General features: G+C 59.8%; 13 protein-coding genes. 10 read left to right on the top strand and 3 right to left on the bottom strand.

The features are described 5' to 3' along the window. Positions 1–325 precede the first annotated feature (325 nt). Together KJS47_RS03145 and KJS47_RS03140 are read left to right on the top strand one after the other, a co-directional pair. Positions 326–904 carry a sulfurtransferase TusA family protein gene (locus tag KJS47_RS03145; RefSeq protein WP_213522702.1) on the top strand — a complete coding sequence of 193 codons (579 nt, stop codon included), beginning with the start codon at positions 326–328 and terminating at the stop codon, positions 902–904. A gap of 107 nt (positions 905–1011) precedes the next feature. Further along, positions 1012–2160 carry an MBL fold metallo-hydrolase gene (locus KJS47_RS03140; RefSeq protein WP_213522700.1) on the top strand — a complete coding sequence of 383 codons (1149 nt, stop codon included), beginning with the start codon at positions 1012–1014 and terminating at the stop codon, positions 2158–2160. 125 nt (positions 2161–2285) lie between these two features. Here the strand turns inward: KJS47_RS03140 and KJS47_RS03135 are convergent, their stop codons facing one another. Continuing rightward, on the bottom strand, positions 2286–2465 hold the full coding sequence (locus tag KJS47_RS03135) for a hypothetical protein (RefSeq protein WP_213522698.1): 180 nt from the start codon (positions 2463–2465) through the stop codon (positions 2286–2288). A 110-nt stretch (positions 2466–2575) separates the two neighbouring features. On the opposite strand from KJS47_RS03135, the gene KJS47_RS03130 reads away from it, so the two are divergent. Then, entirely contained in the window at positions 2576–3367 is a 792-nt protein-coding gene (locus tag KJS47_RS03130; protein WP_213522696.1) for a sulfite exporter TauE/SafE family protein, read from the top strand. A gap of 174 nt (positions 3368–3541) precedes the next feature. On the opposite strand, the gene KJS47_RS03125 is transcribed toward KJS47_RS03130, so the two are convergent. Together KJS47_RS03125 and KJS47_RS03120 are read right to left on the bottom strand one after the other, a co-directional pair. Continuing rightward, positions 3542–3823 (bottom strand): YxcD family protein, encoded by a 282-nt coding sequence (locus tag KJS47_RS03125; RefSeq protein WP_213522694.1) that lies wholly within the window; start codon positions 3821–3823, stop codon positions 3542–3544. Then, positions 3820–4290, bottom strand: coding sequence for a hypothetical protein (locus tag KJS47_RS03120; protein ID WP_213522692.1), 471 nt, complete (start codon positions 4288–4290; stop codon positions 3820–3822). The genes KJS47_RS03125 and KJS47_RS03120 overlap by 4 nt, the downstream gene beginning before the upstream one ends. 136 nt (positions 4291–4426) lie before the next feature. On the opposite strand from KJS47_RS03120, the gene KJS47_RS03115 reads away from it, so the two are divergent. The 7 genes from KJS47_RS03115 (at position 4427) to KJS47_RS03085 (ending at position 13338) form a co-directional block, all read left to right on the top strand. Beyond that, positions 4427–4990, top strand: coding sequence for a DUF309 domain-containing protein (locus tag KJS47_RS03115; RefSeq protein WP_213522690.1), 564 nt, complete (start codon positions 4427–4429; stop codon positions 4988–4990). Then, the gene (locus KJS47_RS03110) at positions 4987–5718 is read left to right on the top strand and encodes a response regulator transcription factor (protein ID WP_213522688.1); all 732 of its coding nucleotides are present in this window, start codon (positions 4987–4989) and stop codon (positions 5716–5718) included. Before KJS47_RS03115 ends, KJS47_RS03110 begins: the two co-directional genes overlap by 4 nt. Then, positions 5711–7189 carry a sensor histidine kinase gene (locus tag KJS47_RS03105; protein WP_213522686.1) on the top strand — a complete coding sequence of 493 codons (1479 nt, stop codon included), beginning with the start codon at positions 5711–5713 and terminating at the stop codon, positions 7187–7189. Before KJS47_RS03110 ends, KJS47_RS03105 begins: the two co-directional genes overlap by 8 nt. A 165-nt stretch (positions 7190–7354) precedes the next feature. Continuing rightward, positions 7355–9112: a permuted SH3 domain-containing protein gene (locus KJS47_RS03100; protein ID WP_213522684.1), complete on the top strand. Its 1758-nt coding sequence runs from the start codon at positions 7355–7357 to the stop codon at positions 9110–9112. 25 nt (positions 9113–9137) lie between these two features. Further along, positions 9138–9860 carry an ABC transporter ATP-binding protein gene (locus KJS47_RS03095; protein ID WP_283772047.1) on the top strand — a complete coding sequence of 241 codons (723 nt, stop codon included), beginning with the start codon at positions 9138–9140 and terminating at the stop codon, positions 9858–9860. Further along, positions 9857–11035, top strand: a complete 1179-nt coding sequence (locus KJS47_RS03090) for an ABC transporter permease (RefSeq protein ID WP_213522682.1) — start codon at positions 9857–9859, stop codon at positions 11033–11035. The genes KJS47_RS03095 and KJS47_RS03090 overlap by 4 nt, the downstream gene beginning before the upstream one ends. Positions 11036–11085: 50 nt before the next feature. After that, on the top strand, positions 11086–13338 hold the full coding sequence (locus KJS47_RS03085) for a hypothetical protein (protein ID WP_213522680.1): 2253 nt from the start codon (positions 11086–11088) through the stop codon (positions 13336–13338). Positions 13339–13527: the final 189 nt, after the last annotated feature.

Here is a 13527-nt window from a genome sequence, read left to right as displayed (position 1 = left end):
AACAGTTACCTCCCGGATTCCATCTCTGCCGGTAGAAGGACGGGGGCAGAGGTTCCTGACTTATTCGACCGAAGAGGGCTGGCACCCTTCTCCAAGCGTACCGGGTTGACATTTTCTTAGGCGGAATCTATAATAATTATCGTACCATATACCTATAGGGGTATAAGTATTATATGACAATGCACATCAGATTGCAGCCGTCTGGCAAATAAGAGGGCAGCCTAAGGAACTTAGGCTGACTGCATCTTTCGTCCGCCAGGAGCGGACAGACAGATGACAGGCGGGGCATGAACAAGACAACACGATGAGACGGAGGGATTGTGGAATGGCTAGCCAGATTCATGCGAACCAAATTCTCGATTGCAAAGGGCTCGCTTGTCCAATGCCAATCGTTAAAACGAAGAAAGCGATCCAGGTGCTCGAGGCGGGTCATGTGCTCGAGGTCCAGGCGACCGACAAAGGCTCCACGGCCGACATCCAGAGCTGGGCCAAAAACACAGGCCATCAATACCTGGGCACTGTGCAGGAAGGCGACGTGCTCAAGCACTATTTGCGCAAAGCCGGTCCTCATGAAGCGAAGGAGGAGGCTAGGTACCCGCATACGATCACAGCCGGTGAGCTGATGAACAAGCTGGAGAAGGGGGAGCGGATGACGATTCTGGATGTGCGGGAACCGGCGGAGTACGCGTTCCACCGGATTCCGGAAGCGAAATCCATTCCGCTTGGGGAGCTGGAGGATCGTGCAGGGGAGCTGGACCCAGCCGAGGAGATTTATGTCGTTTGCCGGACGGGGAATCGAAGCGACCTTGCCTGCCGGCAGCTCGCCGGCAAAGGCTACCGAAATGTGAAGAATGTGCTGGCTGGGATGGCCGGATGGACAGGTCCTACGGAATCGGACGAGTAAGGGCGACGGCCCCTTGTATATTGGCCATGAAACTAGTCTGTTTAAAGAAGCAAACCAATAGAGAGAGTGCGCTGCGGCGCTGACCATAGAAAGGGGAGACGGGCAGTATGAGCACCAAGAAAGGACTTCAGGCCATGACGGCCAAACAATTGACGCAATACGTCTTGAACAAGCAAGAGCTGTTCATCCTTGACGTTCGCAACGAATCGGATTTCCAGGACTGGAAGGTCGAGGGGGAGAGCATTCGGATCGTCAATATTCCCTACTTTGACCTGCTGGACGGCGTCGACGCCGCCATGGAGCAGCTTCCGGCGGATCAGGACGTGCTCGTCGTCTGCGCCAAGGAAGGCTCGTCCAAGTTCGTGGCGGAGCAGCTGGTGGAAGCCGGTCGCGAGACGGTATCTTACCTCGAGGGCGGCATGAAGGCATGGAGCGAGCATCTCGAGCCGGTGGAAGTCGGCAGGATGAAGGACGGAGGCGTGATTTACCAATTTGTGCGCATCGGCAAAGGCTGCCTGTCTTACATGATCGTCTCGGGCGGGGAAGCCGTCGTCGTGGACGCCGTGCGGATGGTCGACGTCTTCGAGGACTTCGCGAGGGACAAGGGAGTCCGGATCAAGCATGTGCTCGATACCCATCTGCATGCGGACCATATCTCCGGGGGTCGCAAGCTGGCCGAGCGGACCGGTGCCGTCTACTGGCTGCCGGAGAAGGATGCCGGTGAAGTCGTCTACGCCTATCAGAAGTTGGAGGAAGGGCATGATCTGACGGTAGGCAAGACGACGATCCGAATCCAGCCGCTGCATTCGCCGGGCCATACGAGCGGGAGTACGTCGATCCTCGTCGATGACCGGTATCTGCTGACAGGAGACATTCTGTTCATCGAATCGATAGGCCGCCCCGATCTGGCCGGCATGGCGGAGGATTGGGTAGGCGATCTGCGGCATACGCTGTATGCCCGTTACAAGGAGCTCTCGGAGGAGCTGATCGTGCTTCCTGCCCACTTCGGCAAGATCACGGAACTAGGGGAAAGGGGCAAGGTAGCGGCCCGTCTGGGCGATTTGTACCGATTCAATCCGGGACTGAACATCCAGGACGAGGCGGAGTTCCGTACAACCGTTACCGAGCATCTTCCGCAGCAGCCGAACGCCTACCAGGAGATTAGGCAAACGAACATGGGCCTTTTGACGCCGGATGAGGAAGAGCAACGCGAAATGGAGATCGGTCCGAACCGCTGCGCCGTTCACGACAAGTAACGCCGGGCCGCAGGGCGTGGTCTGATTCCGATCCAGTTTTTCGGACAGGCGGGTTCGCGTACAAGAAATGCCGCTGGCAGCACACACAAAAAAAAGCGGACCCGTTCCTCCTGGAACGGCATCCGCTAGTTCAAGCTGTCCGGCTCCTCATCGTAGACGATTTGGACACCGAGCGAGCTGTAGGTTTCTTCCGTATAATGGTTATGGGGACAGGCTTTCACGGAGCATACGCCGTCGCCGCTTGCGACCAGCGGCTCGCCGCATTTGGGGCATTTGCTGGCAAACATCCATTTGAGCAGAGACATCGCTGGATACCACCTTTAATCTTATATAATTACTAGGAATTATTATATCCTATCCGGACTTCGATTGTATAGGCGGATATGGTCTATTCAAAGGAGGGAGGAGATAGTTTATGGACTTCTTGCTCGCGGTCGTCATGACTGCGCTGGGACTGATCGGATCCTTCTTCTCGGGACTGCTCGGCATCGGAGGCGCCATCATCAACTACCCGCTGCTGCTGTTTGTTCCATCGGCTGCGGGCGTAGCCGATTTTTCGGCGCAGCAGGTATCGTCCATCAGCATGTTCCAGGTCTTCTTCGCCTCGCTGGCCGGGGTGCTCGCATTCCGCCGCAAGCAGAGGAGAGGGCAGGGAGCGGTGGTGAACAAACCTCTTGTGCTCGTTATGGGAATCAGCATCCTGCTCGGCAGCTTGCTCGGCGGGTTCGGCTCGCGATTTCTGGACAGCGGCGTCATCAATCTGATCTATGGCGTCCTTGCTATTGTTGCCGTCATTCTGATGCTCATTCCGAACCGGGGGAGCCGGCATGCGGAGGGGGACGTTTCGTTCAACCGGACGATCGCCGCCGTCTCGGCTTTTCTGGTCGGGATCGTATCCGGAATCGTTGGGGCGGGCGGAGCGTTCATCCTTATTCCCATCATGCTTACGATATTAAAAATTCCGACGAGGGTGACGATCGCTTCTTCTCTGGCGATTGTCTTCCTCTCCTCGATCGGCGGCGTGATCGGGAAGCTGACGACGGGCACTCTCCCCATCCTTCCTATCCTGTTCACCGTCATAGGCAGCCTGATTGGAGCGCCGATCGGCTCGGCCGTCAGCTCCAAGCTGAACGTCAAGTATTTGCGCTACGGCCTGGTCGTTCTGATCGCGCTCACCGCCGTCAAGACTTGGGCGTCGATTCTGTAATGGTGTCCTGGCGGTGTTTTGGAGGCAATCCCGGTCAGTGGGTGCTGCAACACTTTCAGGCCAAGACGTGCATCGGGATGCCCAAGCCGACGTATCGCTTAATGGATGCGGAACAAACAAAGAAGAGGCAGACCTAGGGTCTGCCTCTTCTGGTTAAAAGAATGGCGCCTCGCACTACTCCTCGTGGATGACGGCGAACATCTCGTCCTCTACGTCCAGCTCAATCTGGCTGCGGAAGACGCGGCGCCCGTGCTGGTTCAGCATGTAGCGCTCAATCGCTTCCTTCATGTTCGCTTCGATGAGGTACTGGCTGCGCCCCTCCGCGATCACCTCGGCGGAGAAACCAAGATCCTCGTCCCACATGAGCTGAACCTGCACCTGCGACGGCTGGATTTGCTTGCGTTCCGCGATATGCAGGCAGATCGCGTTCATAATCTCTTGTTCGTTCAGCGTCATCTGTCAAACTGTGTCCTTTTCTCATCGCGATCGTTGTCCTTCTTGCGGCGGAAGTAGCGCACGACCATGACAACGGCCATGATGATGAGATAGATGGCGATCAGGTTGACGAGCAGGCCCATCATGCTGCCGAAGAACCCGGTGCCGAACATGCCGCCGAGCAGCATGCCGGCCAGACCGCCGAACAGCATGCCCTTCATGAAGCCGCCGCCGCCGAAGAGGCCGGGCTTGGACGCCGTATTCGCGGCCGTCCCGTTCGTGCTTTTCGTGGTGGACGGGTCGGCTTTCTTCGTCGCCCCGTTCGTGGACGACTGATTCGTGCTGTTGGACGGGGCCTTGAACGAGCCCGAATTCGACTTATAACTTCCCCCCCTCGGCTTCGCGTCGACCACGGACGGACCGATACCGGCCGCTGCAACGAAGACGAAAGCGGATAGCATAACCAGGATCATTTTTTTCAGTTTCATGTCATTCCTCCTGTAATAAATAGGGTAGGTGGTATAGTTCTGCTCTACTAGATACGTATAACCTCGACATTGGTTTCAGTTTTTATGCCGATTTGCTAAAATGTTGGCAGAACTTTTTTCGGGACGGGGAGAATGGATGGACAAGTATCCAAAAGCATACGTCGAGTATTTGGTAGCCTATCATGCGGAGCGAGATTATTTCGAGTGCCACGAGATCATGGAGGAGCATTGGAAGAGCGAGCCGGGGAGCCCGTACCGGGGCGCCTGGCTCGGGCTGATCCAGCTGGCGGTCGGCCAGTACCACGAGCGCCGGGGCAATCTGGCAGGCGCCCGCAAGATGACGGCCGGCGCGCTCCGGCACCTCGAGCGGGAGCCTCTCGCCGAGCTGGGGCTGGCGGGCGAGGAGCTGCTTGCACGGCTTCGCGAACGGCTGTCGAGCCTAGAGGCTGCGGGCGCGGGCGGGGAGCGGACGTTCCGCGATCTCGATCTGCCTATCACCGATGAGCGGCTGCTCCAGGCTTGTCTCGCCGCGCTGCCGGATGCCGGAAGCGGCTGGGGCAAACCGAGCGATCCCGCCGCTAACTGGCTGCTGCACAAGCACAAGCTGCGGGACCGCTCCGAGGTCATCCGCGAGCGTGAGCGGCAGCGGCTGCTGCGCGAGCAGGCGAGGCTGCGGCAGAAGGGAGGGCGGAGCGAATGAATGCGAACAAAGTGCTGATCGTCGACGACGAGCCGAATATCCGGGAGGTGATTCGGCTCTACCTGGAGCACGCCGGTTATGAGCCGGTGCTCCGTCCGAACGGGCACGGCCTGCTCGACCAGCTGCGCGTGGACCCGCCGGGGCTGGTCCTGCTGGACGTCATGCTGCCGGACATCTCCGGCTTCGAGCTGTGTCGGCTCATCCGCCAGGAGGGCGGAGAGGTGGCGGACATTCCGATCATCCTGCTGACGGCTAAAGACGAGCCCATCGACAAGCTGCGCGGCTTTAATCTCGGCGTCGACGATTACATCGTCAAGCCGTTCGATCCGAATGAGCTCGTCGCCAGGATTAAGGCGGTGCTGCGCCGTGCCGCTCCCCGGCCGCAGCCGGCTGTCAGAGAGACGGCAGCCGCGGCAGCCGGGCACCGGGTGCTCGATTTCGGCACGCTGTGGATCGATCTCGACCGCTACAGGGTGGTGGCCGGCGGGATCAAGGCGGATCTCACGCCCAAGGAGATCGAGCTGCTCTACTTCATGGCCAGCTCGCCCGGCCGGGTCTTCACGCGCGACGACCTGCTCGTGCACGTATGGAATTACGATTTTGCCGGCGGGACCCGCACGGTCGACGCGCATGTGAAGAACATCCGCAAGAAGCTGGGCGTTTATCCGAACTGGTCGATCCAGACGCTCTGGGGAATCGGGTATTCGTTCGAGGTGACGCATGCTTAACCGCTTCCGCCAAAGCCTCTACCTGAAGCTGTTTCTGTCGTTTCTGGCCACCTGCATCCTGTTTTTCGTCGGTCTGGCTTTGTTCTGGAATTCCTACTTCTCCGATCTTTTCTATAAGGATAAAAAAGAGCTGCTGCTCGACCGGTCTGAGGAGCTCCGGCAGATGCTCCGCAGCTATAACGAGGGCTCGCTGTACAGCCGGGAGCTCCGCTTCGGCATCCGTCTCATCGCCCGCAGCTTCAACGGCCAGGTGTGGATCGTCGGGCCGAACGGATCGATCCAATACGGCACCGAGCCCGAGAGAGAGGGCCGGCCGCTCTCGCCGGAATTCGCCGAGGGCTTCCACCAGGCGGCGAAGGGCGGGACCGGCTACACGATCAGCCAGCTGCGCTCGCCGGACGGCCGCTTCGTCGAGAACTACCTCGTCTACTTTATGCCGGAGAAGCCGGACGGGGAGGGGGGCGCGGTGTTCTTCCTGCTGACGCCGGTGAACGATATCTCCTCCTTGATCGCAGCTGTCCGCTGGAACATATGGGTGCCCCTCCTGTTCAGCCTGGCGGCGGTCGGCCTGATCCTGTTCACGTTGTCCCGCAAGCTCGCGGGCCCGCTGCAGCAGATGAATCAGGCGGCGCTCGCGCTCGCGGAGGGCGACTTCACCATCCGGGTGGAAGGGAAGACCGACGATGAGATCGGTCAGCTCGCGAGGAGCTTTAACTTCATGGTCGAGCAGCTGCAGCAGTGGGAGGATACGCGGCAGGAATTCCTCGCGAACGTGTCCCACGAGCTGCGCTCTCCGCTTACCACGCTGCGCGGCCTGATCCTCGCAATGAACGACAAGGTCATCCCCGACCACAAGCTGCCGCATTACCTCAAGATCTGCGATCAGGAGGTGCAGCGGCTTCAGCGGCTGGTGAGCGAGCTGCTTGATCTGGCCAAAATTCAGAACAGCTCGGCTAGCTTTCACATCCGTCCGGTCGACGTGGTCCGGCTGACGAAGCAGACGGTCGACGTGCTTGCACCGTCCATGCTCGAGAAAGGAGTGCGGCTCGAGGTGTGGCTTCCTGAGGACGAGGACGGCCGGGAAGAAAAGCTGGTCGCGCGCCTCGATCCCGACCGGTACGCCCAAATCGTGAACAACCTGCTGTACAACGCCATGCAGTTCACGCCGGCCGGCCAGCGTATTACGGTGCGGGTAGGCATGGCGGCGGATGCCGTCACGCTTCAGGTGGCGGACGAAGGGATCGGCATGACGCCGGAGGAGCTGAGCCGGATCTGGGATCGCTTCTACAAGGCGGATCCGTCGCGGGGACACGGAACGGAGGGAACCGGGCTAGGGCTGACCATAGTGCGGCACCTCGTGCTCGGCATGTCCGGGACGATTGCGGTGGACAGCCGGGTGGGCGAAGGCACTTCCTTTACGATACGCTTCCCGCTGTATCGGGAACGCGAGCAGACGCGGAACGCCTCGTAGTGGCGGCCGGAACTGGCAAAATTTCACACATCTTTTACACTTATCGCATAGTTTGATCACGTTTGCCCGGTATCCTGTCTGTCTAGACAGGATCTTTTTTTTGCCCGGAGGTTCGCCGCGTGCCGAGTGCACCTCCGGGCCAGTAGCGAAGAAGGGGAGAGAGCAATGGGTTGGTGGAAAAGCAGATGGGTTCTCACGGGACTGGCGGCCGTCGTGGTTTGCGGAGGCGGCACCGCCTTCTACCTGTCCGTCGGCAAGACCAAGGCGGCGGAACAGGCGCCGGCGGAGGTGCTGGCCACGGTCAAGAAGGGCAGCATCCGATCCTCGGTATCGGGGACATCGCAGCTGGAGGCGACCGATTCCCAGATGATCGTCGCGCCGAGCGAAGGCACCGTCAAGGTGATGAATTTGTCACGCAATACAAGCGTCAAGAAGGGCGATGTGCTCTTTCAGCTGTCGAACGCCACCTTGGAGACGAGTCTTGAGAAGGCGAAAACCACGCTCGACAAGCTGGCCAAGGAAGCGAACGACCTGCAAACGCAAATGAATTCACTCAACAAGACGGCACCCCTCTCGGGCAAGCTCACGTATGCGAACAATCTGGACGTCGGCTCCAACGTGAACGAGGCGAGCAAGATCGCCACGATCGCCGATCCGAGCTCACTGGGCGTCACGCTGACGTTCCCGCTTGAGGACGCGGTTCAGCTGAAGCAGGGGGACACGATCGATCTGACGCCGGAAGGCTTCCTGCTTACGAAGACGGGAACCGTCAAGGCGGTGGGTACAACGCCCAAGGCCGATGCGAAAGGCGGCAAGCTCGTAGATGTCGAGATTGCGGTAGGCAGCGAATCGACGCTCGAAGCCGGCATCGTCATCACGAAGGGCAGTTTCCCGCTGAGCGGCCGCGTCAGCGAGTCTCGTTCTGGAGGGACGCTGCAATATTCCAAGGTCGTCTCCGTCATGGCTGGAGTGAGCGGGACGATTCAGTCGCTGCCCTTCAAAAATGGGGAGATGGTGAAGGAAGGCGAGCCGATCGCCGCGATCGTGAACAATTCGCTCAAGGATAACCTCGAGAGCAAGCGGATCAGCTACGAGGAGCAGCAGGTGACCGTCGACGAACTGCAGGAAAAAGTGAACGCGCTTACGGTAACCGCTCCCATCGACGGCGTCTTCTCCACCGACTTCGTCAACAAGAGGACGAATATTCTCGCCAGCTATCCGGTTGGGGCGAAGGTGGCGAACGGCGTCCAGTTTGGCGCGGTAGCCGCGACCGACAAGATGCAGCTGCCGATTCAGGTGGACGAGCTCGACCTGCCCAGCATCAAAACCGGCCTTAAGGCGGAGGTCCGGGTCGATTCCCTGCCGGGACGGATATTCCAGGCCGTCGTCAGCCAGGTCTCCACGGTCGGGACCACGACGAACGGCGTCACGTTCTTCGACGTCGTGCTGCTGGTCAGCGACACCAAGGACCTCCGGTACGGAATGACCGCCACGGGCCAGATTCTCATTCAGGACAAGCGGGACATTCTGGTGCTGCCGACGGAAGCGATCCAGACCCAGCAGGGCAAGCGAATGGTGACCGTCAAGCTGCCGGACGGCACGACGGAGAAGCGGGAGATCAAGATCGGCATCAAGGACAAGACGCAGATCGAGATCACGGAAGGCCTGAAAGAAGGGGAAGAGGTCGTCGTACCGGTGATCCAGCGTTCGCAGAAGATGAACCAGCAGGACGCCAACCAGATGCGCCAGCAGTTCCAGGGGGGCCAAGGCGGTCAAGGCGGTCAAATGATACCTGCAGGTGGCGCGGACCGGGCCGGCGGTCAAGGAGGACCGACGGGAGGCTTCCAGGGCGGAGGCGGTCAGGGTGGCCAAGGCGGTCAAGGCGGCCAGGGCGGCGGCGCCAATCCCGGCGGCAGGCAATAGGCGGACGGAAGGAGAGAGGCTCGTCATGCCCATGATCGAACTGAAAAATATTGTAAAGTCCTACCGCAGGGGCTCCGAGGAGCTCCAAATCTTGAAAAATGTATCGCTGTCGGTCGAGCAGGGCGACTTTGTCGCCATCATCGGACCGAGCGGTTCGGGAAAATCCACGTTGATGAACACGATCGGCCTCCTCGATGTGCCGACCTCGGGCTCGTATGTGCTTGAGGGTGTCGCTACTGAGAAAATGTCCGACAACCGGCTGGCCGAGCTTCGGAATACGAAGATTGGCTTCATCTTCCAGCAATTCAACCTGCTGCCGAAGCTGAACGCCATCGAGAATGTCGAGCTTCCGCTTGTCTATTCCGGGGTGCCGCGCAAGGAGCGCAGAGAGCGGGCGCTAAGAATGCTCGGCTTGCTCGGGATGGAGGGCCGCGGGCACCACAAGCCGAGCGAGCTGTCCGGCGGGCAGCAGCAGCGGGTGGCGATCGCGCGGGCGCTCGCCATGCAGCCGTCCCTCTTGCTCGCGGACGAGCCGACGGGCGCACTCGACTCGCGAACCGGCGCTGAGGTGCTTGAGCTCATGATCCAGCTGAACGAACAGGGGAATACGATCGTGCTGATCACGCACGATGCCCATATCGCCGAGAGCGCCAGACGGGTTGTCTCCATTCGAGACGGTCAAATCGTAGATGACAAGCGGCTGGCGCCTCTACCCGCCGAACCGAGCCGGCAGGAGGTTGCAGGATGAAGCTGACAGAATTGATTCGCATGGCGATGCGCACCGTCACCGGTAGCCCGCTCCGGACATTCCTGACGATGCTCGGCGTCATCATAGGCGTCGGCTCAGTCGTTACGTTGGTCGCTATCGGGCAAGGGACCACGGAGAGAATTGCCAAGCAGTACGAAAGTCTCGGCGCCAATACAATAGTGGTCAACATTCTGGGCACCGGCCGCGCGACCCAGCTCGATTACGCGGAGCTGATGAAGTTCGAGCAGCTGCCCGAAATCGATACGATCGCGCCGACCGTGACCAAGGCGGGATCGAACGTGAAGTATGCGACGGAGCAGGAGAGCTATACCGTCATCGGAACGAACGACCGGTACCGCGCCATAACGAAGACGGAGCTGGCCTCCGGACGGTTCCTGTCCGCGAGCGACTTGGAATTCCGGCAGAACGTGGCGGTGCTCGGAAGCAAGGTGTCGGAGAAGTTCTTCGGATCTGCCGACCCGGTCGGGGAGGAACTGAACATCGACGGCATCGTCTTCACGATCATCGGCGTGCTGAAGGAGAAAGGCTCCAACATGAGCGGAACCTCCGTGGACGGCTCGGTGATCGTTCCTCTCGAGACCGCGAGGCGCCAGTTCAAGCTTGGCAATATCCGCACCACGTATCTCGAGGCCACGAGCAAGGAGGACATCGCCGCAGCCAAGCAGACGATGACCCAATATTTGACCTATAAATTCAAATCGACGAGCGGGTTCATGCTCGTTAACCAGGACGAGCTCATCGCGGCACGGACGGCGGCAACCGACACGCTGACGAGCCAGCTGGTCAGCGTCGCATGCATCTCGCTCGTGGTCGGCGGCATTGGGATCATGAACATCATGCTGGTCACCGTGAGTGAACGAACGAGAGAGATCGGCATCCGCAAGTCGATTGGGGCGAAGCGGCGGAACATTCTGCTGCAATTCCTGTTCGAATCGATCGTGATCAGCGGTCTCGGGGGCTTGATCGGCCTGGTTCTCGGCGTCGCCCTGTCGCTCGCGCTGCCCTATCTGCAGCCCGGTCAGGCGACCAGCATCTCGGTCAAAATCAGCCTGTATGCCTTTCTGTTCTCGGTGCTGGTCGGCATCGTATTCGGGATTTATCCCGCGAACAAGGCCTCCCGGCTGCGGCCGATCGATGCGCTTCGGTTCGATTGACGGGCTCGGCCGCACAGCAGCAAGCTTACTCAATGAGGAGGTAGAACGAATTGGTTTTACGCATAAGCAGTTTCACCCGCAAATGGAAACAAGCCGCGCTGGTTCTTTCCGTCTCCGCGATGACAATGGCTCCCTATCCGGCGATGGCCGGCAAACAGGGCGTGTTTCTGAGCGATTCGGTCTATTTTACACTGGACGACGTCAGCTTGGCCGTCGGGTCCAGCTCTCAGACGCTTCGCTTTTCGCTTGAGCTGAACAACGGAGGCGGAAGCGCGATCGACTTCAACCAGTATGGCGTTCACGTCTTGGACGGAGCCGGTAACGTTTATACCGCATCATTGACTGAGGCAGGGCAGGCACGCGTCTACCCGGGAAAAACCGAGGAGTTCAAGTTCAGCTCCCAGATAGGTTCGGCGGCCGGCTTTGAAGATCTGCAGGTCGAGCTGTTCGCCTGGGATGCCTCCGAGCCGGACTATACGAGGGAGTTAGGGACACTGTCGGCCCACCGGGCGGCGCAGAGCCAGGAAGCGGGCGACCGGCTCGTGATCAACCTGCACGACATCGATAGTACGCTGTCCGACACGGGAGGCATCGCTTTCCGCCCGCTGCAAAGCTTCCGGGTAGCAAAAGACGGAACATGGACGATGTATGTCGATGTGCTGGCCGAGAACCAAGGAACCGCCAGCGTCAAGCTTCCCGCAGGGCTGACCTACGATTTACGCGACGCGAGCGGCTATCTCTACACAGCCGCTCTCGCGAGCTTGTCCGAGGCACTGCTTCCGCATCAGCCGACCAAGCTGACGTTCCAGGCGAGTGTCCCCGAGACGTTCGGCGAGCAGGCCTTTTCCCTCCAGTTTACGAAGAAAGCGGGCACCGAACAGCAAACGATCGGCACCATTGACGGCAGGGCGGGACTCGAGCCGCTCGCGATCGGTGATACAAGAGCTTACTCCCCGGCAGGCTATGAAGGACTCCGAATCACCGCGGACAGCGCCACCTTCACGGACAAAACCGACGGCATCCTCTATACGGCCTCGGTGACGCTGACGAACGAGAACGGCAAGCTGACGGCCTTGCCGTCACTGAGCGGTCTGTACCAGCTCGAGGGCGGCGCGGCGATCTCCGCTTCGGCGGATACGTCGTCCCGCCCGGCCTATCTGGGGGCGAAGGAATCGGCGACCTACCGGTTCACCGCACTGCTGCCCGCCGGTACCGATCCGGCGGATGTTCAGCTCGTGCTGCTTGAGAAGAAAGGCTCGGCGCAAGGCGTGTCGAGCACGTCCTCTAACTCTACCGGGAGCACTGCCACTGGGACCACGGGCACCGGCAGCTCAGCGGGAACGGGGGCTAGCACCGGTACGGGAGCGGCCGCCGGAACCGGACAGACTGCCTCCGGGACCAATGCCGCCGCGAACAGTCCTTCTTCATCTGCTGCGGGCTCTGCGGGCTCGGGAGCGCTGCCCGTCCAGGTGATCGCAATGGACAAGGCGATCAAGGACGCACAGCTCACGGCGGCGCGGGTGCAGGACTACCGGATTGGGGATTCGTTTGCCCTCGAGAAGAATTCGCTCGTCGACAAGAAGATGGACATCTCGCTCGTATCCCTGCGCTCGTACCATACAGACGACAACGGCTACTCGATCGCAGTTGCGAAGGTAAAGGTTACGAATCGGAGCGGATCGACGCTCTCGCTGCCGGCATTGCAGACCGAGCTCGTCAGCAAAAGCGGAGCGGGCTATGGGGGGACCCGGCAGCAGACAGTGACCGAGCAGCTCGTGAACAACGGAAGCACGCTCGTCACCTACTCCTTCCTAATCCCGCCGGAGGAGGCGGAAGCCACCGAGGACGCCTACGTGCTGAATCTGTTCGAGGACAAGACGCTGGCAGGAGCGAGGACGTACCTGGGCTCCTACCGGGTAGGCATTCAGGCAGAGGAAGAGAGCGGTCCCGTCTCGTTCTATCCGTTCTCGATTGACTTCCGTGATTATTCGATCAGCGCTACGTACAACAACGGGGCTTACGCGTACAAGCTTCGGATGATTCTAGACATCGGCCGAGAGGATCCGGTGGTCGTGAACGAATCGTTCAGCAAGCTGTATATGGAGGTCGTCGATTCGCTGGACCGGGTGATCGGAACCGCCGAGGCGAATTTGACCGGCACGCAGAAGCTGATTACCGGCTCCAAGCTGTTCACGTTCACGAATACGAGCGATCAAATCGATTTCAACCGGAAAATCAAAATTTACGAGGTCGTCCAGACGCCGAACGGACCGGTCAAACGTCTGGTCAAGGTCCTCAACTAAGCGACCGGCCCAGGCACCAGCCCTTGCGGCGCGGCAGGTCCTGCAAGCTCAGCCATTAAGCGGCTGAGCTTTTTTCTTTCCCTTTCCTTATTTTGGCTGTTAAAGCAGCGGGGGAATTGGGTAAAAACGCCAAAGAAGCTTGCAGGTAACTAGACAGCTGCCGCTAAAACTTCAGCAAGCTAATCGTGC

It is taken from the genome of Paenibacillus sp. J31TS4, from assembly GCF_018403265.1.
GTDB lineage: Bacteria > Bacillota > Bacilli > Paenibacillales > NBRC-103111 > J31TS4.
The sequence above is the reverse complement of the archived record's forward strand: the minus strand, read 5'-3'. Positions and strand labels throughout refer to the sequence as shown.

Coding starts and splice junctions, on each gene's coding strand:
- KJS47_RS03145 (WP_213522702.1), top strand. CDS start 326: ATGGCTAGCCAGATTCATGCGAACCAAATTCTCGATTGCAAAGGGCTC.
- KJS47_RS03140 (WP_213522700.1), top strand. CDS start 1,012: ATGAGCACCAAGAAAGGACTTCAGGCCATGACGGCCAAACAATTGACG.
- KJS47_RS03135 (WP_213522698.1), bottom strand. CDS start 2,465: ATGTCTCTGCTCAAATGGATGTTTGCCAGCAAATGCCCCAAATGCGGC.
- KJS47_RS03130 (WP_213522696.1), top strand. CDS start 2,576: ATGGACTTCTTGCTCGCGGTCGTCATGACTGCGCTGGGACTGATCGGA.
- KJS47_RS03125 (WP_213522694.1), bottom strand. CDS start 3,823: ATGACGCTGAACGAACAAGAGATTATGAACGCGATCTGCCTGCATATC.
- KJS47_RS03120 (WP_213522692.1), bottom strand. CDS start 4,290: ATGAAACTGAAAAAAATGATCCTGGTTATGCTATCCGCTTTCGTCTTC.
- KJS47_RS03115 (WP_213522690.1), top strand. CDS start 4,427: ATGGACAAGTATCCAAAAGCATACGTCGAGTATTTGGTAGCCTATCAT.
- KJS47_RS03110 (WP_213522688.1), top strand. CDS start 4,987: ATGAATGCGAACAAAGTGCTGATCGTCGACGACGAGCCGAATATCCGG.
- KJS47_RS03105 (WP_213522686.1), top strand. CDS start 5,711: ATGCTTAACCGCTTCCGCCAAAGCCTCTACCTGAAGCTGTTTCTGTCG.
- KJS47_RS03100 (WP_213522684.1), top strand. CDS start 7,355: ATGGGTTGGTGGAAAAGCAGATGGGTTCTCACGGGACTGGCGGCCGTC.
- KJS47_RS03095 (WP_283772047.1), top strand. CDS start 9,138: ATGCCCATGATCGAACTGAAAAATATTGTAAAGTCCTACCGCAGGGGC.
- KJS47_RS03090 (WP_213522682.1), top strand. CDS start 9,857: ATGAAGCTGACAGAATTGATTCGCATGGCGATGCGCACCGTCACCGGT.